This window comes from Xanthomonas euroxanthea, assembly GCF_903989455.1.
GTDB classification, from domain to species: domain Bacteria; phylum Pseudomonadota; class Gammaproteobacteria; order Xanthomonadales; family Xanthomonadaceae; genus Xanthomonas; species Xanthomonas euroxanthea.
This window is the reverse complement of record NZ_LR861803.1, coordinates 3,045,185-3,063,500: the sequence shown is the minus strand read 5'-3', so window position 1 is coordinate 3,063,500 and position 18,316 is coordinate 3,045,185. Positions and strand designations below refer to the sequence as shown.

16 protein-coding genes and 1 tRNA gene are annotated in these 18,316 nt (G+C 63.7%); all 17 read left to right on the top strand.

The window, feature by feature from the left end; translation table 11 throughout:
• Nucleotides 1-323 precede the first annotated feature (323 nt).
• On the top strand, nt 324-2,228 hold the full coding sequence (gene thrS, locus H7A86_RS12805) for a threonine--tRNA ligase (RefSeq protein ID WP_119131342.1): 1,905 nt from the start codon (nt 324-326) through the stop codon (nt 2,226-2,228).
• A gap of 48 nt (nt 2,229-2,276) precedes the next feature.
• On the top strand, nt 2,277-2,819 hold the full coding sequence (infC, locus tag H7A86_RS12800; protein WP_080591364.1) for a translation initiation factor IF-3: 543 nt from the start codon (nt 2,277-2,279) through the stop codon (nt 2,817-2,819).
• A 239-nt stretch (nt 2,820-3,058) separates the two neighbouring features.
• Nucleotides 3,059-3,256 carry a 50S ribosomal protein L35 gene (rpmI, locus tag H7A86_RS12795; RefSeq protein WP_002811096.1) on the top strand — a complete coding sequence of 66 codons (198 nt, stop codon included), beginning with the start codon at nt 3,059-3,061 and terminating at the stop codon, nt 3,254-3,256.
• Between the two features lie 10 nt (nt 3,257-3,266).
• Nucleotides 3,267-3,626 (top strand): 50S ribosomal protein L20, encoded by a 360-nt coding sequence (gene rplT / locus H7A86_RS12790; RefSeq protein ID WP_016903313.1) that lies wholly within the window; start codon nt 3,267-3,269, stop codon nt 3,624-3,626.
• 261 nt (nt 3,627-3,887) lie between these two features.
• On the top strand, nt 3,888-4,883 hold the full coding sequence (locus H7A86_RS12785; protein ID WP_104582008.1) for a phenylalanine--tRNA ligase subunit alpha: 996 nt from the start codon (nt 3,888-3,890) through the stop codon (nt 4,881-4,883).
• Nucleotides 4,884-5,009: 126 nt separating this feature from the next.
• A complete protein-coding gene (gene pheT / locus H7A86_RS12780; protein ID WP_119131343.1) occupies nt 5,010-7,388 on the top strand; it encodes a phenylalanine--tRNA ligase subunit beta in 2,379 nt (792 codons plus the stop codon).
• 21 nt (nt 7,389-7,409) lie between these two features.
• Nucleotides 7,410-7,709 (top strand): integration host factor subunit alpha, encoded by a 300-nt coding sequence (locus H7A86_RS12775; protein ID WP_002811076.1) that lies wholly within the window; start codon nt 7,410-7,412, stop codon nt 7,707-7,709.
• Nucleotides 7,690-8,046: a MerR family transcriptional regulator gene (locus tag H7A86_RS12770; protein WP_005995911.1), complete on the top strand. Its 357-nt coding sequence runs from the start codon at nt 7,690-7,692 to the stop codon at nt 8,044-8,046. The genes H7A86_RS12775 and H7A86_RS12770 overlap by 20 nt, the downstream gene beginning before the upstream one ends.
• Before the next feature lie 60 nt (nt 8,047-8,106).
• Nucleotides 8,107-8,183: transfer RNA gene (locus tag H7A86_RS12765), tRNA-Pro, on the top strand.
• A 472-nt stretch (nt 8,184-8,655) separates the two neighbouring features.
• Nucleotides 8,656-9,354 carry a polysaccharide biosynthesis/export family protein gene (locus H7A86_RS12760; RefSeq protein WP_164739129.1) on the top strand — a complete coding sequence of 233 codons (699 nt, stop codon included), beginning with the start codon at nt 8,656-8,658 and terminating at the stop codon, nt 9,352-9,354.
• Complete coding sequence (locus tag H7A86_RS12755; protein WP_104582010.1) at nt 9,336-10,775, top strand: GumC family protein; 1,440 nt, start codon at nt 9,336-9,338, stop codon at nt 10,773-10,775. The genes H7A86_RS12760 and H7A86_RS12755 overlap by 19 nt, the downstream gene beginning before the upstream one ends.
• 244 nt (nt 10,776-11,019) lie before the next feature.
• A complete protein-coding gene (locus H7A86_RS12750) occupies nt 11,020-12,474 on the top strand; it encodes an undecaprenyl-phosphate glucose phosphotransferase (RefSeq protein ID WP_104582011.1) in 1,455 nt (484 codons plus the stop codon).
• 94 nt (nt 12,475-12,568) lie between these two features.
• Nucleotides 12,569-13,855, top strand: a complete 1,287-nt coding sequence (locus tag H7A86_RS12745) for a polysaccharide biosynthesis protein GumE (protein WP_166765961.1) — start codon at nt 12,569-12,571, stop codon at nt 13,853-13,855.
• Nucleotides 13,852-14,943, top strand: a complete 1,092-nt coding sequence (locus tag H7A86_RS12740) for an acyltransferase family protein (RefSeq protein ID WP_119131344.1) — start codon at nt 13,852-13,854, stop codon at nt 14,941-14,943. Before H7A86_RS12745 ends, H7A86_RS12740 begins: the two co-directional genes overlap by 4 nt.
• A gap of 13 nt (nt 14,944-14,956) precedes the next feature.
• Nucleotides 14,957-16,045, top strand: coding sequence for an acyltransferase family protein (locus H7A86_RS12735; protein ID WP_119131345.1), 1,089 nt, complete (start codon nt 14,957-14,959; stop codon nt 16,043-16,045).
• Nucleotides 16,046-16,112: 67 nt separating this feature from the next.
• On the top strand, nt 16,113-17,255 hold the full coding sequence (locus H7A86_RS12730; protein WP_115677731.1) for a glycosyltransferase family 4 protein: 1,143 nt from the start codon (nt 16,113-16,115) through the stop codon (nt 17,253-17,255).
• Nucleotides 17,252-18,301, top strand: coding sequence for a glycosyltransferase (locus H7A86_RS12725; RefSeq protein WP_119131346.1), 1,050 nt, complete (start codon nt 17,252-17,254; stop codon nt 18,299-18,301). Before H7A86_RS12730 ends, H7A86_RS12725 begins: the two co-directional genes overlap by 4 nt.
• Nucleotides 18,302-18,316 lie beyond the last annotated feature (15 nt).

The window sequence follows — 18,316 nt, the reverse complement described above, 5'->3', positions numbered from 1 at the left end:
GTCGGTACTGGCAGCACAGGTGGCCGGCATCATGCCACGCGCCCGCCGGCCCGGTGCCGGCATGCGCAACGGCGGGCTGATTGGTTTACCATTCTCCTCAAGACCCCTTGCGAGAAGGTGGCCCGCGCCCCGCGCCGGCCCAGCGTGCGACATGAGCACTACCACCGCCCACCGCTGATCCCGGCCGCGCCAGTTGGCAAGGCGCCTGCACGGCGTTGTTTCTGCACCACCTCTCGCCACCCCTTTATCCGAGCCTGTCCCGCAACGGGCAGATCTCCCTTGCAGCCATCGCGCTGCAGCCAGCCCAGACCTCATTCTTGCCCATGATCAACATCACGCTCCCCGACGGCAGCCGCCGCGAATTCGAATCCCCCGTCTCGGTGATGCAGGTCGCCCAGTCGATCGGCGCCGGTTTGGCCAAGGCGACCATCGCTGGCCAGGTCGACGGCCAGCTGGTGGATGCCAGCGACGTCATCGACCACGATGCCAGCCTGCGCATCATCACCGCCAAGGACCCCGAAGGCGTGGAGATCATCCGCCACTCCTGCGCGCATCTGGTCGGGCATGCGGTCAAGCAGCTGTACCCGGAGGTCAAGATGGTGATCGGCCCGGTCATCGCCGAAGGCTTCTACTACGACATCTACAGCGAGCGCCCGTTCACGCCCGAAGACATGGCCGCGATCGAGCAGCGCATGCAGGAGCTGATCGCGCAGGACTATGAGGTGATCAAGAAGGTCACCCCGCGCGCCGAGGTGATCGAGGTGTTCACCCAGCGCGGCGAGGAGTACAAGCTGCGCCTGATCGAGGACATGTCCGCCGACATCACCGCGATGGGCCTGTACTACCACCAGGAATACGTGGACATGTGCCGCGGCCCGCACGTACCCAACACGCGCTTCCTCAAGGCCTTCAAGCTGACCCGCATTTCCGGCGCCTACTGGCGTGGCGATGCCAAGAACGAGCAGCTGCAGCGCATCTACGGCACCGCCTGGGCCGACAAGAAGCAGCTGGACGCCTACATCCTGCGCATGGAAGAGGCCGACAAGCGCGACCATCGCCGCATCGGCAAGCAGCAGGACTTGTTCCATCTGCAGGAAGAGGCGCCCGGCCTGGTGTTCTGGCATCCCAAGGGCTGGTCGCTGTGGCAGGTGGTCGAGCAGTACATGCGCAAGGTCTACCGCGACAGCGGCTACGGCGAAGTGCGTTGCCCGCAGATCCTGGACGTGTCGCTGTGGCAGAAGTCCGGCCACTGGGACAACTACCAGGATGCGATGTTCTTCACCGAGTCGGAGAAGCGCACCTACGCGGTCAAGCCGATGAACTGCCCCGGCCACGTGCAGGTGTTCAACCAGGGCCTGCACAGCTACCGCGACCTGCCGATCCGCTACGGCGAGTTCGGCGCCTGTCACCGCAACGAGCCGTCCGGCGCGCTGCACGGCATCCTGCGCGTGCGCGGTTTCACCCAGGACGACGGGCACGTGTTCTGCCTGGAATCGCAGATCGAAGCCGAAGTCACCGCCTTCCATCAGCAGGCGCTGGCGGTCTACACCGCGTTCGGCTTCGAGGACATCGAGATCAAGATCGCGCTGCGCCCGGAAAAGCGCCTGGGCGACGACGAGACCTGGGACAAGGCCGAAGCCGCGCTGCGCAGCGCGCTGGGCGTGTGCGGGGTGGAGTGGCAGGAGCTGCCGGGCGAGGGCGCCTTCTACGGCCCCAAGATCGAGTACCACCTCAAGGACGCCATCGGGCGCACCTGGCAGCTGGGCACCATGCAGGTCGATTTCATGATGCCGGGCCGCCTCGGCGCCGAGTACGTGGACGAGCACAGCCAGAAGAAGCATCCGGTCATGCTGCACCGGGCGATCGTCGGTTCGATGGAGCGTTTCATCGGCATTCTGATCGAACACCACGCCGGCGCCTTCCCCTCCTGGCTCGCCCCGGTCCAGGTCGTTGTCGCAAATATCACCGATGCACAGGCAGACTATGTCGACTCGGTTCGGAAAACCCTTGCAAATCAAGGCTTCCGTGTGAACGTCGATTTGCGTAACGAGAAGATCGGTTATAAGATTCGCGAGCATACGCTGCAACGCGTGCCTTATCTCCTCGTCGTCGGTGACCGCGAGAAGGAAAACGGTGCCGTCGCCGTGCGGACACGTTCGGGAGAGGATCTCGGGACCATGACGGTTTCGGCCTTCATTGAGCGTCTGCAGGCAGAGCAGGCAGCGTGAGCCAACCCCGGCCGGTCTGGATGATCCGGATGCGCCGGTTCGATTCCCCTGGGAGATTGCAATATCAGTACCCCTGACAACAAACAGAACCGCAAGAACCAAGAAATCCGTGTGCCGCGCGTCCGCGTGATCGGCAGCGACGGTGAGATGGTCGGCGTGTTGTCGCGCGACGAAGCGCTCGCCAAGGCCGAGGAAGAAGGCCTGGATCTGGTTGAAATCCAGCCGCAGGCCGATCCGCCGGTCTGCAAGATCATGGATTTCGGCAAGTTCAAGTTCGAGCAGCAGAAAAAGGCCAACGAGGCCAAGAAGAAGACCAAGCAGGTCGAGATCAAGGAACTCAAGTTCCGTCCGGTCACGGACGAGGGCGACTACCAGATCAAGCTGCGCAACATGCGCCGCTTCCTGGAAGAGGGCGACAAGGTCAAGGTCAACATCCGCTTCCGTGGCCGTGAAATGAGCCATCAGGAGCTGGGGCGCGAGATGGCGTCGCGGATCGAGGCCGACCTGGGCGACGATATCGTCATCGAGTCGCGCCCGCGCCTGGAAGGGCGCCAGATGGTCATGATGATCGCGCCGAAGAAGAAGATCTGATCCCGCGGCGGGACGGGCCCGGTAGGGCCCGCCTGGCCGGAGACGGCATCCATTTGCAAGAATTCCCGGCAACGGGTAGACTGCGCGGCCCGGTTTTGCCGGGGCGCCGCGCAAGCGGTACAGGACCTGTCCGGATCGTGTTCGATCAGGGACTTACAAGCAGGCAAGGGCATGGATGGAAAGCGTGGTCGCAAGACTGCCGCCCGGGTCAGTGACAAAACACCATCAAGGACATTGCAATGCCCAAGATCAAGACCAACCGGGCGGCGGCCAAGCGTTTCCGCAAGACCGCCTCCGGCAAGTACAAGTGCGGCCACGCAAACCGTAGCCATATCCTCACGAAGAAAGCGACCAAGCGGAAGCGCAACCTGCGGCAGACGAATCACGTCCGTGCCGAGGACGCAGGCCGTCTTGACCGTATGCTTCCCTACCTCTGAGGACTGAACCATGGCACGAGTAAAGCGTGGTGTGCAGGCGCGCCGCCGCCACAAGAAAATTCTGACCCTGGCGAAGGGCTACTACAATGCCCGTCGCAAGGTTTTCCGCGTCGCCAAGCAGGCGGTCATCAAGGCGCAGCAGTACGCCTATATCGGCCGTAAGCAGAAGAAGCGCGTGTTCCGTTCGTTGTGGATCACCCGCATCAACGCGGCTGCCCGCATCAATGGCCTGAGCTACAGCCGTTTCATGAACGGCCTGCTGAAGGCTGGTATCACCCTGGACCGTAAGGTGCTGGCCGATATCGCCGTGCACGACGCCGCCGGCTTTGCCGCGCTGGCTGAGAAGGCCAAGGGCGCGCTGGCGGCGTAAATGCAGGTCCCTCTGCAAGAGCCCGCACATCCATGTGCGGACTTTTGAAAGGGTAGTTTCTTGTCGGGGTTTGCGCATTCGTGTGCAGGCCTCCGGCGAGGGCAAGCAGATATGCAGGGGGAAGGGCGCGAGTCCTTCCCCTTTTGCGTTTTAGATGGCCGGCATCGTTAAGTGGATGCCGGGCAGGACGCGATTTGAGTGGCAATGCATTCCGGTGCATCCGGAAACACCGTTCGGCTGAGCAGTTGAGGCGCGAGTGCAATGAGTGAGATTCAATCCCTGACCGAGCGTGCGCTGGCCGATGTCGCCGCCGCGCAGACGCCGGACCAACTGGAAGCCTTGCGCGTCGCACTGCTGGGCAAGAGCGGCAGCATCACCGCCCAGCTCAAGCAGCTCGGCACGCTGCCAGCCGATCAGCGCAAAGCCGCTGGCGAAGCGATCAACCTGGCGCGCGATGCGCTGACCGCTGCATTGTCCGAGCGCAAGCACGCGCTGGAAAATGCTGCACTGGACGCGCGTCTGGCCGGGGAGCGGATCGATGTGACCTTGCCAGGGCGTCGCGGTGAACGGGGCGGACTGCACCCGGTCACGCGCACGCTCGAGCGCATCGTCGAGATCTTTGCGCGCCTGGGCTATGAGTTGTCCGATGGTCCGGAGATCGAGGACGACTGGCACAACTTCGAAGCCCTGAACTTTCCGCCGCACCATCCGGCGCGCGCGATGCACGACACGTTCTATTTCGGCGATGGCCGCCTGTTGCGCACCCACACCTCCGGTGTGCAGGTGCGCTACATGGATGCACACACACCGCCGCTGCGCATGATCGCGGCCGGCAAGGTGTACCGCTCCGACTCGGACCAGACCCACTCGCCGATGTTCCATCAGGTCGAAGGCCTGCTGGTGGACGAGCATTCCACCTTCGCCGATCTCAAGGGCACCTTGTCCGAGTTCGTGCGGGCGTTCTTCGAGCGCGACTTCGAAATGCGCTTCCGCCCCAGCTATTTCCCGTTCGTGGAACCGGGCGCGGAAGTGGATATCGCCTGGCAGCAGCCGGACGGCAGCACGCGCTGGCTGGAAGTGCTCGGCTGCGGCATGGTGCACCCCAACGTGCTGCGCAGCGTCGGCATCGACCCTGAGCGCTACACAGGCTTCGCGTTCGGCCTGGGCGTGGAGCGCTTTGCGATGCTGCGCTACGGCGTCAACGACCTGCGCGCGTTCTTCGAAAACGATGTGCGTTTTCTCCGGCAGTTTGCTTGACGGCCGGGAATCGGGAATTGGGAATGGGGAATCGCAACAGCCACGCGCTCTGCAGGTCCCATTCCGAAGGCCCGGCGCCCTTGCCTTTGCGATTCCCCATTCTCCATTCCCGATTCCCGGCTCCTCATGAAATTCTCTGAAAATTGGCTGCGCAGCCACGTTCCCATCCAGGCGAGCCGAGACGAGCTTGCCGCGACGCTGACGGCGATCGGTCTGGAGGTCGAAGAGGTCACGCCGTTGGGCCAGGCGCTGGGGCAGGTGGTGGTGGCGCGTATCGTCGAGGCGGTACGTCATCCGGAAGCCGACCGTCTGCAGGTCTGCAGCGTCGACGCAGGGCAGGGCGAGCTGCTGCAGATCGTGTGTGGCGCGCCCAACGCACGTGCCGGTCTGGTGGCGCCGTTGGCTCTGGTCGGTGCAAAGATCGGCGAACTGACCATCACCGCCGCCAAGCTGCGCGGGGTCGCGTCCAACGGCATGCTGTGCTCGGCCAAGGAACTGGGGCTGGACAGCGACGCGTCCGGCCTGTTCGAGCTGCCGGACGATGCGCCGGTGGGCCAAGCCCTGGCCGAGTATCTGGGGCTGCCCGATGCCAGCATCGAGATCAAGCTCACGCCCAATCGTGCCGATTGCTTCAGCGTGCGCGGTATCGCCTTCGACGTGGCGGCGGCATGCGCCAGCGAAGTGGTGGCCTTCGATGCCGGTGTCGTGGCGCCGGTGTCCACGCGCACGCTGGCGGTGGAGTTGCTTGCCGGTAGCGAGGCGCCGCGCTACTGCGGACGCGTGATCGAAGGCATCGACCCGGCCGCGAAAACGCCGGTGTGGCTGGCCGAGCGGCTGCGCCGCAGCGGCGTGCGTCCGGTCTCGCTGCTGGTGGATATCACCCAGTACGTGATGCTGGAGCTTGGCCAGCCGATGCATGCGTTCGATCTGGATACGCTGCAGGGCCCGATCGGTGTGCGCCGATCGCGCGGCGGCGAGCAGCTGGCGTTGCTGGATGGGCGGCAGGTCACGCTGGACGACAGTTTCCTGACCATCACCGATGCCGATCGCCCGGTGGCGCTGGCCGGCCTGATGGGTGGGCTGGACACGCGCGTCACCGAGACCACGCGCAACGTGTTCCTAGAGTCGGCGTATTTCGATCCGGCCGCAATCATGGGCCGTGGCCGCAAGCTCGGGCTGCATACCGATGCCGGTCATCGCTTCGAGCGTGGTGTGGATCCGGCGCTGCCGCCGCAGGCGATCGAGGTGGCGACGCGGCTGGTGCTGGAGCTGGCCGGTGGCACGCCGGGCCCGGTGGTGCATGCGCAGCTGCCGCAGCATCTGCCGCAGCCGGCGCGGATCCTGCTGCGGCGTGCGCGGATCGCGCGCGTCCTCGGTATCCGGATCGACGATGCCGAGGTCGTGCGCATTCTGGGCGCGCTCGGCATGCAGCTGGAGGCGGTTGCCGAAGGCTGGCAGGTGATGACGCCGAGCCGTCGCTTCGATATCGCCATCGAAGAGGATCTGATCGAAGAGCTGGCGCGTATCCACGGTTACGACCGCGTGCCGACCACGCTGCCGGGCGGGGCAAGCCGGATTGCGATGCCGAGCGAGACCCAGCTCGACGAGCTCAGCGTGCGCCGCCAGCTGGTGGCGCGCGAGCTGCAGGAAACCATCAACTACGCCTTCGTCGACGCCACCTTGCTGGAGCGCTGGCAACTGACCGACGGACTGGTGCCACTGGCCAATCCGCTCAGTGCCGAGCTTGCGATCATGCGTCCGCGCCTGCTGCCGGGCCTGGTGGCGACGCTGGGCCGCAATGCCGCCCGCCAGGCCGGCCGCGTGCGCCTGTTCGAGCTGGGCAAGGTGTTCGCTGCCGCCTCCGAGGCCGGCGCTGCCCCGCAGGAGTCGCAGCATGTCGCCGCGGCCGTGTGTGGCGATGCTCTGGCGCTGCAGTGGGGCGAGCCGGCGCGCAAGGTGGACTTCCACGATCTGAAGGGCGACCTGATGGCGCTGGCGGCGGCGAGCGGCGCGGTGCTGGACTTCCAGCCCTCCGCCCAACCCTTCGGGCATCCGGGGCGCTCGGCCGACATCCATCGCGACGGCGTTTGCATCGGCTGGATCGGGCAGGTGCATCCGCGCCTGGCCAAGGCCTTGGACATCGACGTGGATGTGGTCGCGTTCGAGCTGCAACTGACCGCGTTGGTCCAACGCGCGTTGCCGCGTGCCGGTGAACTGTCGCGGTTCCCTTCGGTTCGTCGCGACCTGGCCTTCCTGGTGCCGGAAGAGGTGAGCTGGGCGGCCCTGTCGGCCAGCGTGCGCACCACGGTCGGGCCGTTGTTGCGCGAGGTGCAGCTGTTCGACCGCTATGTCGGGCAAGGGGTCGAGCCAGGTTTCAAGAGTCTGGCTATGGGCTTGATTTTGCAGGATAACTCGCGCACTCTCACCGACCGGGACGTCGACGCAGTCGTTGCCGATGTGGTGGCCGTGATCGAGCGCGAGCACCGCGCCCGGATCCGGAGTTGAGGCGGTAACCAGGGGATTGGCATGGCATTGACGAAAGCGGAGATGGCCGAACGTCTGTTCGACGAGGTCGGTCTGAACAAGCGCGAGGCAAAGGAATTTGTCGACGCGTTCTTCGATGTGCTGCGCGATGCGCTGGAGCAGGGCCGTCAGGTGAAGCTGTCCGGTTTCGGCAACTTCGATCTGCGGCGCAAGAATCAACGGCCCGGTCGCAATCCCAAGACCGGTGAGGAAATTCCGATCTCGGCGCGCACGGTGGTGACTTTCCGTCCGGGCCAGAAGCTCAAGGAGCGGGTGGAGGCTTATGCTGGATCCGGGCAGTAATCGCGAACTACCGCCAATTCCGGCCAAGCGCTACTTCACCATCGGCGAAGTCAGCGAACTGTGCGACGTCAAGCCGCATGTGCTGCGCTATTGGGAAACCGAATTTCCGAGCCTGGAACCGGTCAAGCGGCGCGGCAACCGGCGCTACTACCAGCGCCACGATGTGCTGATGGTGCGCCAGATCCGCGGCCTGCTGTACGAGCAGGGCTACACCATCGGTGGCGCACGTCTGCGTCTGGAAGGCGATGGCGCCAAAAGCGAGTCGGCACTGAGCAACCAGATCATCAAGCAGGTGCGCATGGAACTGGAAGAGGTTCTGCAACTGCTGCGCCGCTAGGAAAACGTTTCACAAAGCCGCTATAATCGCAGGCCGCCCTCGTGGCGGATGCAACATCTTCGGGGTATAGCGCAGCCTGGTAGCGCACTAGTCTGGGGGACTAGTGGTCGTCGGTTCGAATCCGGCTACCCCGACCAAACACAGAGCCCATGTCTTCACGGACATGGGCTTTTTTGTTGCGCCGCAACATGCGGTCGGCGGCGTGTCATGCGGGTGACACGATATGCATATCGGCATATTGCAGAGCAGCATGAGAGCACTGGTCGCGTCCGTTTCATCGCGGTCCCGTTCGCATGGACCTGGGTCACGGAATGTGGCTAAGTGTCCGAAAATGCTCTGAATCAGTCGCGCTGGATTAGTACGTGGATCACGTTTTGTTAACGGTGTAACGACGAACTTGAATCAATAGGCCAACGCCGTCAAAAAAATGGCGAGCAGCGTCTTGCGATGCCTTGGTTCTATGCCATAGTGCACTGCAACACGTCACACCTGTCGTGATCCCGAGCGTCTTGGGATGAATTTCTCTGTCGTACGTTCTTGCTGGCGTGTTAGCCGGTCGAATGCTGCGCGAGGTCCTGTCCCACCCAACCGAGGCAGCCAGCCACACGCATGAAAAAACTGATCGGACGATTCTGCCAAGGCCTCAGCCTGGCGTTGATCTGCTCGATGGCACTGGGCGCATGCAGCACCGGTCCGAAGATGGCGGACTCCCTGCCGCTTCCGGATCCGCTCGCAATGTCGGCAGTGCAACCGGAGTATCGACTCGCCCCAGGCGACCTGTTGTTGTTCAAGGTGTTCCAGGTCGATGACCTGGAGCGGCAGGTCCGCATCGATCAGAACGGCCACATCTCGCTGCCGCTGATCGGCGACGTCAAGGCGGCCGGCCTGGGCGTCGGCGAGCTGGAAAAGCTGGTGGCAGACCGCTACGCCGCTGGATACCTGCAGCAGCCGCAGGTATCGGTGTTCGTACAGGAGTCCAATGGTCGCCGGGTGACGGTGACCGGTGCGGTCGACGAGCCGGGGATCTATCCGGTGATCGGCGCCAACCTGACCCTGCAGCAGGCCATTGCGCAGGCCAAGGGTGTCAGCACGGTGGCCAGCCGCGGCAACGTCATCGTGTTCCGCACCGTCAACGGGCAAAAGATGATCGCCAGATTCGATCTGACCCAGATCGAGAAGGGGGCCAATCCGGACCCTGAGATCTACGGCGGCGACATCGTTGTGGTGTATCGCTCGGACGCACGCGTCTGGCTGCGCACCATGCTGGAACTGACCCCCCTTGTGATGGTGTGGCGCGCTTACCGATGAGTATGAATTCAGACAATCGTTCCTCCCCGTCTCATCGTCATGGGCATCTTGAGCTGGCCGACGTTGGCTTGCTCGACTACTGGCGCGCGCTGGTGTCGCAGCGCTGGTTGATCATCCTGATCACCGTCGCGGCCGTGGCGCTGGCCTTTGGCGTCACCCTGCTGATGCCGGAAAAATACCGCGCCACCAGCACGCTGCAGATCGAGCGTGATTCGCTCAACGTGGTGAACGTCGACAACCTGATGCCGGTGGAGTCGCCGCAGGATCGCGATTTCTACCAGACCCAGTACCAGCTGCTGCAGAGCCGTTCGCTGGCCCGTGCGGTGATCCGCGAGGCCAGGCTCGACCAGGAGCCGGCGTTCAAGCAGCAGGTCGACGAGGCGCTGGAAAAGGCCGCTGCCAAGAATCCGGAAGCCGGCAAGTCGGTCGACTCGCGCCAGGCCATCATCGAGCGCAGCCTGACCGACACGCTGCTGGCCGGGCTGGTGGTCGAGCCGATCCTCAATTCGCGCCTGGTCTACGTCAATTACGATTCGCCGGACCCGGTATTGGCGGCCAAGATCGCCAACACCTACACCAAGGTCTTCATCGTCAGCACGCAGGAACGCCGCATCAAGGCGTCTTCGTTCGCGACCAAGTTCCTGGCCGAGCGTCTGGAGCAGTTGCGCGACAAGGTGGAGGACTCGGAAAAGAATCTGGTCACCTATTCCACCGACGAGCAGATCGTGTCGGTGGGCGATGACAAGCCATCGCTTCCTGCCCAGAACCTGAGCGACCTCAACGCGATGCTGGCATCGGCGCAGGACACCCGCATCAAGGCTGAGGCAGCCTGGCGTCAGGTCAGCAGCGGCGATGCGATGTCGCTGCCGCAGGTGCTGAGCAACCCGCTGATCCAGAGCCTGCGCGGCGAGCAGATCCGCCTGAACACCGAGTATCAGCAGAAGCTGTCGACCTTCAAACCGGACTATCCGGAAATGCAACGCCTGAAGGCGCAGATCGAAGAGTCGCGCCGCCAGATCAATGGCGAGGTCATCAATATCCGCCAGTCGCTCAAGGCGACCTACGACGCGTCGGTGCACCAGGAGCAATTGCTCAACCAGCGCATCGCCGGATTGCGAAACGATGAGCTGGACCTGCAGAGCCGCAGCATCCGCTACAACATGCTCAAGCGCGACGTCGATACCAACCGCCAGCTCTACGATGCGCTCCTGCAGCGCTACAAGGAGATCGGTGTGGCGAGCAACGTCGGCGCCAACAACGTGACCATCATCGACACCGCAGACGTGCCTACGTCTAAGACTTCGCCGAAACTCAAATTGAACCTCGCCTTGGGCTTTATCTTTGGCGTATTCCTGGGCGTGGCTGTGGCTCTGGTGCGCTACTTCCTGCGAGGCACGCCAGCGCAGGCTCGGTTGGACTGACATCGTGGTGTTGCACAACGATGGGTTAATTGAAGTGACAACTGATTCAGCGTGGAAAAGGTTGGATCCCGTATGTTTCGGGCTCCTTCGTTTGAAAGTTTGTCTCTGTTGAAACAAAGGGCTGTCGTGCGATCTGGGGTCGGTAGGTATTACCGCGGTGATCGCTCGACGGAGATGATTGAAAGCTCGCGTGCGATTCGTATGTTCCCCCGCATGCACCGTATCGAGTTTGGAGGACATCCCCATGCTTTTGGCAGACTTGAGTAGCGCGACTTACACGACATCCTCGCCGCGATTGTTGTCCAAGTATTCGGCTGCAGCCGACCTGGTCCTGCGTGTCTTCGACCTCACCATGGTTGTGGCTTCCGGGCTGATCGCCTATCGCATCGTCTTCGGTTCCTGGGTGCCTGCGGCACCGTACCGGGTCGCCATCGCCACCACGCTGTTGTATTCGGTGATCTGCTTTGCGCTGTTCCCGCTGTATCGCAGCTGGCGCGGTCGCGGGCTGTTGAGCGAGCTGATGGTGCTGGGCGGCGCGTTCGGCGGTGTGTTCGCGCTGTTTGCGGTGCACGCACTGATCGTGCAGGTCGGCGAGCAGGTGTCGCGCGGCTGGATCGGCCTGTGGTTCGTCGGTGGCCTGGCCTCGCTGGTGGCGGCCCGCACGGTGCTGCGCGGCTTCCTCAATCACCTGCGTACCCAGGGTGTGGACGTGCAGCGGGTGGTGGTGGTGGGTCTGCGCCATCCGGTGATGAAGATCAATCACTACCTCAGCCGCAATCCCTGGGTCGGCATGAACCTGGTCGGCTATTTCCGCACGCCGTACGACATCGCGGTGACCGAGCAACGTCAGTCGCTGCCGTGCCTGGGCGATCCGGATGCGCTGATCGAGTATCTGCAGGACAACCAGGTCGAGCAGGTGTGGATCTCGCTGCCACTGGGCGAGCGTGACCACATCAAGCAGCTGCTGCAGCGCCTGGATCGCTATCCGATCAACGTGAAGCTGGTGCCGGATCTGTTCGACTTCGGCCTGTTGAACCAGTCCGGCGAGCAGATCGGCAATGTGCCGGTGATCAACCTGCGCCAGGGTGGTGTGGACCGCGACAACTACTTCGTGGTCGCCAAGGCACTGCAGGACAAGATCCTGGCCGTGATCGCGCTGATGGGCCTGTGGCCGCTGATGGCGGCGATTGCGGTCGGTGTGAAGATGAGTTCGCCGGGTCCGGTGTTCTTCCGCCAGCGTCGTCATGGCCTGGGCGGTCGGGAGTTCTACATGTTCAAGTTCCGCTCGATGCGTGTGCATGACGATCATGGCACCACCATCCAGCAGGCGACCAAGAACGACAGCCGCATCACCCGTTTCGGGGCGTTCCTGCGCCGGAGCAGCCTGGACGAGTTGCCGCAGATCTTCAACGTGCTCGGTGGCAGCATGTCGATCGTGGGTCCGCGTCCGCACGCGGCGCAACACAACACCCATTACGAAAAGCTGATCAATCACTACATGCAGCGCCATTACGTCAAGCCGGGCATCACCGGTTGGGCGCAGGTCAATGGATTCCGTGGCGAAACCCCGGAGCTGCGCACGATGAAAAAGCGCATCCAGTACGATCTGGACTACATCCGTCGCTGGTCGCTGTGGCTGGATATCCGCATCATCGTGCTGACCGCAGTACGTGTGCTCGGACAGAAGACCGCGTACTGATGATGGCGGGGAGTGTGCGACCTGGCGCGCCGAGCGCCGCGGGCGGCTGCATTGCAGCCGCCCCTTTCAAGCAGGCGTCTGCATGCTGATCCGAATGAGCGACGAGGCCCGCGTTCGCTGGCACAACCTGCTGATTGAACTGACGCTGCTGGTCGGCGTCGGTTACAACCTGGTGCTGGCGCTGATCAATGCGAACGTGTTCACCGTGCGTCCGGTGATCACCTACGCGGTCGAGTTCATGGTCTATGCCGCGTGTTTCCTGCTCGGCCTTGGCTCGATGAGCCGCAAGCGCATCGCCTTGATCATCAGCGGCCTGGGCCTGATCGTCACCTTGATGTTCGTGCGCTTCCTGGTGAACTGGCAGGTCGATCCGAAGTTCTTCCGCGACGCGCTGGTGGTGTTTGCGTTCGTGGTGCTTGGTTCGGCCTATACCGGGTCGGTACCCAAGCTGTTCGTGCGCATGACCATCATCGTGTCGTTGGTTGCCGCGTTCGAGTTGGCCACGCCCAGTGTCTACGGCGATCTGGTCAACCCGAAGAGCTTCTTCGTCAACGCGCGCGGCATGAGCGCGGAGGGGTTCTGGAACGAAGACAGCAACCTGTTCGTCAGCGCCACGCGACCGGGCGAGCGCAACTTCCTGCCCGGTTCCAATCTTCCCCGCGCCTCCTCGATGTTCATCGAGCCGGTGACCATGGGCAATTACATCTGCTTCTTTACCGCGATCGTGCTGGTGTTCTGGCGCTGGATGCGGCCGGCGATGCTGCTCCTGTCGGTCGGCCTGATCGGCTTCATGATCGTGGCCTCCGATGGGCGGCTTGCGGCGGGCACCTGCGTGCTGATGGTGCTGCTGTCGCCGCTGTTGAAACGCCTGGATCAACGCCTGGCCTTCCTGATTTTCCTGATCGTGATCATGACCGCATGGTTGCTGGTGTGGATCACCGGGATCACTGCCTATCAGGACAACACGATGGGCCGGGTCTTCTTCACCGTCAATTCGATGAATAACCTGTCCTTCAACTCATGGATGGGCCTGGATTTTGCGCAGGCGTACCGCTACTTCGACAGCGGCATCGCCTACTTCATCGCATCCCAGTCGATCGTCGGCGTGCTCGCGTTCCTGCTGTCGTATTCGTTTCTGTTGTTGATGCCGAGCAAGGAAGGGCAGCTGTTCAAGAACCTGGCGATCTTTGCGTTCGCGCTGAGCTTGCTGGTGTCCAACGGTTACTTCTCGATCAAGACCTCGGCATTGTGGTGGTTCGTGTGCGGCTGCCTGTGGCACATGCGCCCGACCTGGTCTGCTGCAAGCATTGCGCAGCAGACCAGCCAGGATCCGTCCGACGATGAGGCACGATTGCCACTGCCCGCGGGAGGCGCACGATGAGTGTGGCGGCAACGCACGCACCGCAGCCGGTTGCACCGGCGGCCGGCGTGCACGTTGCCAACGGCGGGCGCAGCCGCGACCCGCGCATTGATGCCACCAAGGCCCTGGCGATTCTGCTGGTGGTGTTCTGCCACGCCAAGGGCGTGCCGCATGCGATGACGCTGTTTGCCTACAGCTTTCATGTGCCGCTGTTCTTCATGGTGTCCGGCTGGCTGGCGTCCGGCTATGCGTCGCGGACCACCGGATTGGCGCAGACGATCAGCAAGCAGGCGCGCGGCCTGCTGCTGCCGTATGTGACGTTCTATCTGCTCGGTTACGCCTACTGGTTGCTGACGCGCAATATCGGCGAGAAGGCGGCGCGGTGGGGCAGCCATCCGTGGTGGGAGCCGATCGTGGCGATGTTCACCGGTATTGGCCCCGATCTGTACGTGCAGCCTCCGCTGTGGTTCCTGCCGGTGATGCTGGTGACGGTGCTCAGCTATTTCGTGCTGCGCCGCTGGATGCCGCCGGTGCTGATCGCGGTGGCGTCGCTGCCCCTGGCCTGGTGCTGGATGGGCTGGTTTTCGGGCCAGCAGCTGCGACTTTTCTTCGGCCTAGACGTACTATCGGTGTCGCTGTGCTTCTACGCGCTGGGCGCCTTGCTGGTCCACATCTCCGCACGTCTGCCGACCTCCTTGCCGGTGAGCGCGCTGGTCACGCTGCTGCTGGCCTTGCCGGTGGCCTGGCTGGCCGTTCGCAATGGCCGGATCGACGTCAACATGCTGGAATTCGGCCGCAGCCACGCCGGGTTCATGCTCGGTGCGGTGCTCGGCTCATTGATGGTGATCTGCGCGGCACGGCTGGTGCAGGGCTGGGCCTGGATACAGTGGATCGGCCGCAATACCTTGCTGATCCTGTGCACCCACATGCTGGTGTTCTTCGTGCTTTCCGGTGTCGCAGCGTTGGCCGGCGGATTCGGTGCCTCGCGCCCCGGGCTGGGCTGGGCAGTGTTCGTGACGGTGTTTGCGTTGCTTGCGAGCGTGCCGCTGCGTTGGGTGCTGATGCGTTTTGCGCCGTGGACCCTGGGTGCCCGCCCGGTGGCGGCATGACTGGCGCTGCGGCATGACCACCGCACCGTATTCCAGCCCGGCCGGGCACGGCGACCTGGCGGCCAAGGCTGCGCCAGCGCCTGCATTGACCCGCGATTGGCAGATCGATGCAGCAAAGGCACTGGCCATCGTGCTGGTGGTGTTGGGACATGCCAACGGCATGCCGGGCGCCTACAAACTATTTGCCTACAGTTTTCATGTCCCGCTGTTTTTCGTGCTGTCCGGCTGGGTCGGCGAGCGCTTCGGCCACCGCGCGATGACGGTGGCGACGATCAGGAAATTGGCGCGCACGTTGCTGGTTCCCTACCTTGCGTTTTTCCTGGTGGCCTACGCCTGCTGGTTGCTGATGGGAGTGACCAGCCGCGCGCCGCATCCATCGCATGTCCTGCCGTGGTGGGATCCGTTCGTCGGTCTGTTCTGGGCCAACGGCACGCGCCTGTACGTGCTGCCGGCGTTGTGGTTCCTGCCGGCCTTGTTCGTCACCACGCTAGCCTACATCGCGTTGCGCACGCGCCTGACGACGGCCGCCCTGGCTGCGACCAGTCTGCTGCTCGCATTGGCATGGACGGGCTGGTTTCCGTCATTGCATCTGCGGCTCCCGTTCGCGCTGGATGTAGTGCCCGTTGCGCTGTTCTTCATCGCCGTGGGCGGATGGCTGTCGCGCCATGCCGATGCACTGCGCGCGCTCGGGGCCGCGGTCTGGGCATTGGCCCTGCCGGTGCTGGCGGCAGCGTGGTGGTGGCTGGCCGGATGGAACGGGCAGGTGGACGTGAACAATCTGCAGTTCGGGCATTCCGCTGCGGTGTTCCTGCTGGTCAGCCTGCTGGGTACTGCAATGACCTTGTGTGTGGCCTACTTCGTTCGGCAGTGGCGGTGGCTGCAGTGGATCGGCGGCAATACCCTGCTGATCCTGTGCACGCACACATTGGTGTTTCTGGTGCTCACCAGCGTGGTGGCACGAACGGGCGTGATCGCACCTGGCACGATCGGCACCCCGGCCTGGGCAATGGGCCTGAGTGCGTTCGCTATCGTTGCCAGCGTGCCGATGCGCGCGGTGCTGGTGCGCGTTGCGCCGTGGATGTTGGGATTGAAACGTAAATGACGAGCTTCCAGAATGATTGGCCGAACATGCAGATGTCTCTGCGTCGCTGGCACAGGAGATTGGCGTAATGAAAGTGGTGCATGTCGTCCGCCAATTCCACCCTTCGATCGGAGGCATGGAAGAAGTCGTTCTCAATGTGGCCCGTCAGCATCAGGCCACCAGCGCCGATACGGTGGAGATCGTGACCCTGGATCGGGTGTTTACCGATCCGGGTGCGCAGCTTGCGGCGCAGGAGACGCATCAGGGCTTGCCGATCCGGCGCATCGGGTATCGCGGCTCCTCGCGTTATCCGTTGGCGCCGTCGGTGCTGGGCGCGATCCGCTCGGCCGACCTGGTCCACCTGCATGGCATCGATTTTTTCTACGACTATCTGGCACTGACCAAGCCGCTGCATGGCAAGCCGATGGTGGTGTCCACGCACGGCGGCTTTTTCCATACCGCATATGCCTCGCGGATGAAGCAGCTATGGTTTCAGACGCTCACCCGCACCTCGGCACTGGCATATGCGCGGGTGATCGCCACCAGCGAGAATGACGGCGAGCTCTTCGCCAAGGTGGTGTCGCCGGCACGTCTGCGGGTGATCGAAAACGGCGTGGACGTGGAGAAATACGCGGGGCAGGGCGCAGCAACGCCGGGGCGGACCATGATGTATTTCGGCCGCTGGTCGGTGAACAAGGGCCTGATCGAAACCCTGGAGCTGCTGCAGGCGGCGCTGCAGCGCGATCCGCAGTGGCGGTTGATCATCGCCGGGCGCGAATACGATCTGAACGAGGCCGACCTGCGCAAGGCGATTGCCGAGCGGGGCCTGCAGGACAAGGTGCAGCTCAGCATGTCGCCCTCGCAGGAGCAGCTGCGCAGCCTGATGCAGCAGGCGCAGTTCTTCGTCTGCCTGTCGCGCCACGAAGGCTTCGGCATCGCCGCGGTCGAGGCGATGAGTGCAGGCCTGATTCCCATCCTCAGCGACATCCCGCCGTTCGTGCGCCTTGCCAGCGAATCGGGGCAGGGCGTGATCGTCAACCGCGACAGGATCGATGCGGCCGCAGACCAGGTGCAGGCGCTTGCGCTGCAGGCGGACGTGGATTTCGACGCGCGTCGTGCAGCGTCCATGGCCTACGTGGGCCGCTACGACTGGAAGCATGTGGTCGGGCGCTACGTCGACGAATACCACACCGCGTTGGGCACCCGTCGTCCGCAGGAGGCAGTGCGATGAGCGCGCCTGCATCGGCAGCGACTGCGCGGGCGGCCGCGCAGCCACAGGTCACCGTGCTGTTCTCTACCGAAAAGCCCAATGCCAGCACCAATCCGTATCTGACCCAGCTGTACGCGTCGTTGCCCGATGCAGTGCAGCCGCGCTTCTTTTCGATGCGCGATGCGCTGTTGTCGCGCTACGACGTGCTGCATCTGCATTGGCCCGAATACCTGCTGCGTCATCCCAGTTCTGTCGGCACCCTGGTCAAGCAGATGTGTGCGGCGCTGTTGCTGCTCAAGCTGCAGCTGACCGGCACGCCGGTAGTGCGCACCCTGCACAACCTGGCGCCGCACGAGGATCGGGGCTGGCGCGAACGCGGCCTGTTGCGCTGGATCGATCGGCTGACGCGTCGCTGGATTCGTATCAACGCAACCACGCCGCCGCGACCGCCGTTCACCGACACCATCCTGCACGGCCATTATCGCGAGTGGTTTGCACAGATGCCGCAGGGCACGCCGGTGCCGGGGCGGCTGCTGCACTTCGGCCTGATTCGCCCGTACAAGGGGGTGGAGACGCTGCTGGAGGTGATGCGTCAGGTCGATGATCCGCGCCTGAAGCTGCGTATCGTCGGCAACCCGGCCACGCCGCAGATGCGCAGCCTGGTGGAGGAGGCCTGCGCGCAGGATCCGCGCATCAGCGCCTTGCTGGCGTATGTCGAAGAGCCGGTGCTGGCACGCGAGGTCAGCGAGGCCGAGCTGGTGGTGTTGCCGTATCGGCAGATGCACAACTCCGGCACCTTGTTGCTGGCGCTGTCGCTGGCACGCCCGGTGCTGGCGCCGTGGAGCGAATCCAATGCGGCGATCGCCGAAGAAGTCGGCCCGGGCTGGGTATTTCTTTACGAGGGCGAATTTGATGCGGCATTGCTGACCGGCATGCTGGACAAGGTACGCGCCGCGCCACGCGGTGCGGCGCCGGATCTATCGCAACGCGACTGGCCACGGATCGGGCAGCTGCACTACCGCACCTACCTGGAAGCGCTCGGCAAGGATGGAGACGCCGCGCTGTGACTGCAGAGATCCCGA

Coding starts and splice junctions, on each gene's coding strand:
- thrS (WP_119131342.1), top strand. CDS start 324: ATGATCAACATCACGCTCCCCGACGGCAGCCGCCGCGAATTCGAATCC.
- rpmI (WP_002811096.1), top strand. CDS start 3,059: ATGCCCAAGATCAAGACCAACCGGGCGGCGGCCAAGCGTTTCCGCAAG.
- rplT (WP_016903313.1), top strand. CDS start 3,267: ATGGCACGAGTAAAGCGTGGTGTGCAGGCGCGCCGCCGCCACAAGAAA.
- H7A86_RS12785 (WP_104582008.1), top strand. CDS start 3,888: ATGAGTGAGATTCAATCCCTGACCGAGCGTGCGCTGGCCGATGTCGCC.
- pheT (WP_119131343.1), top strand. CDS start 5,010: ATGAAATTCTCTGAAAATTGGCTGCGCAGCCACGTTCCCATCCAGGCG.
- H7A86_RS12775 (WP_002811076.1), top strand. CDS start 7,410: ATGGCATTGACGAAAGCGGAGATGGCCGAACGTCTGTTCGACGAGGTC.
- H7A86_RS12770 (WP_005995911.1), top strand. CDS start 7,690: ATGCTGGATCCGGGCAGTAATCGCGAACTACCGCCAATTCCGGCCAAG.
- H7A86_RS12760 (WP_164739129.1), top strand. CDS start 8,656: ATGAAAAAACTGATCGGACGATTCTGCCAAGGCCTCAGCCTGGCGTTG.
- H7A86_RS12750 (WP_104582011.1), top strand. CDS start 11,020: ATGCTTTTGGCAGACTTGAGTAGCGCGACTTACACGACATCCTCGCCG.
- H7A86_RS12745 (WP_166765961.1), top strand. CDS start 12,569: ATGAGCGACGAGGCCCGCGTTCGCTGGCACAACCTGCTGATTGAACTG.
- H7A86_RS12740 (WP_119131344.1), top strand. CDS start 13,852: ATGAGTGTGGCGGCAACGCACGCACCGCAGCCGGTTGCACCGGCGGCC.
- H7A86_RS12735 (WP_119131345.1), top strand. CDS start 14,957: ATGACCACCGCACCGTATTCCAGCCCGGCCGGGCACGGCGACCTGGCG.
- H7A86_RS12730 (WP_115677731.1), top strand. CDS start 16,113: ATGAAAGTGGTGCATGTCGTCCGCCAATTCCACCCTTCGATCGGAGGC.
- H7A86_RS12725 (WP_119131346.1), top strand. CDS start 17,252: ATGAGCGCGCCTGCATCGGCAGCGACTGCGCGGGCGGCCGCGCAGCCA.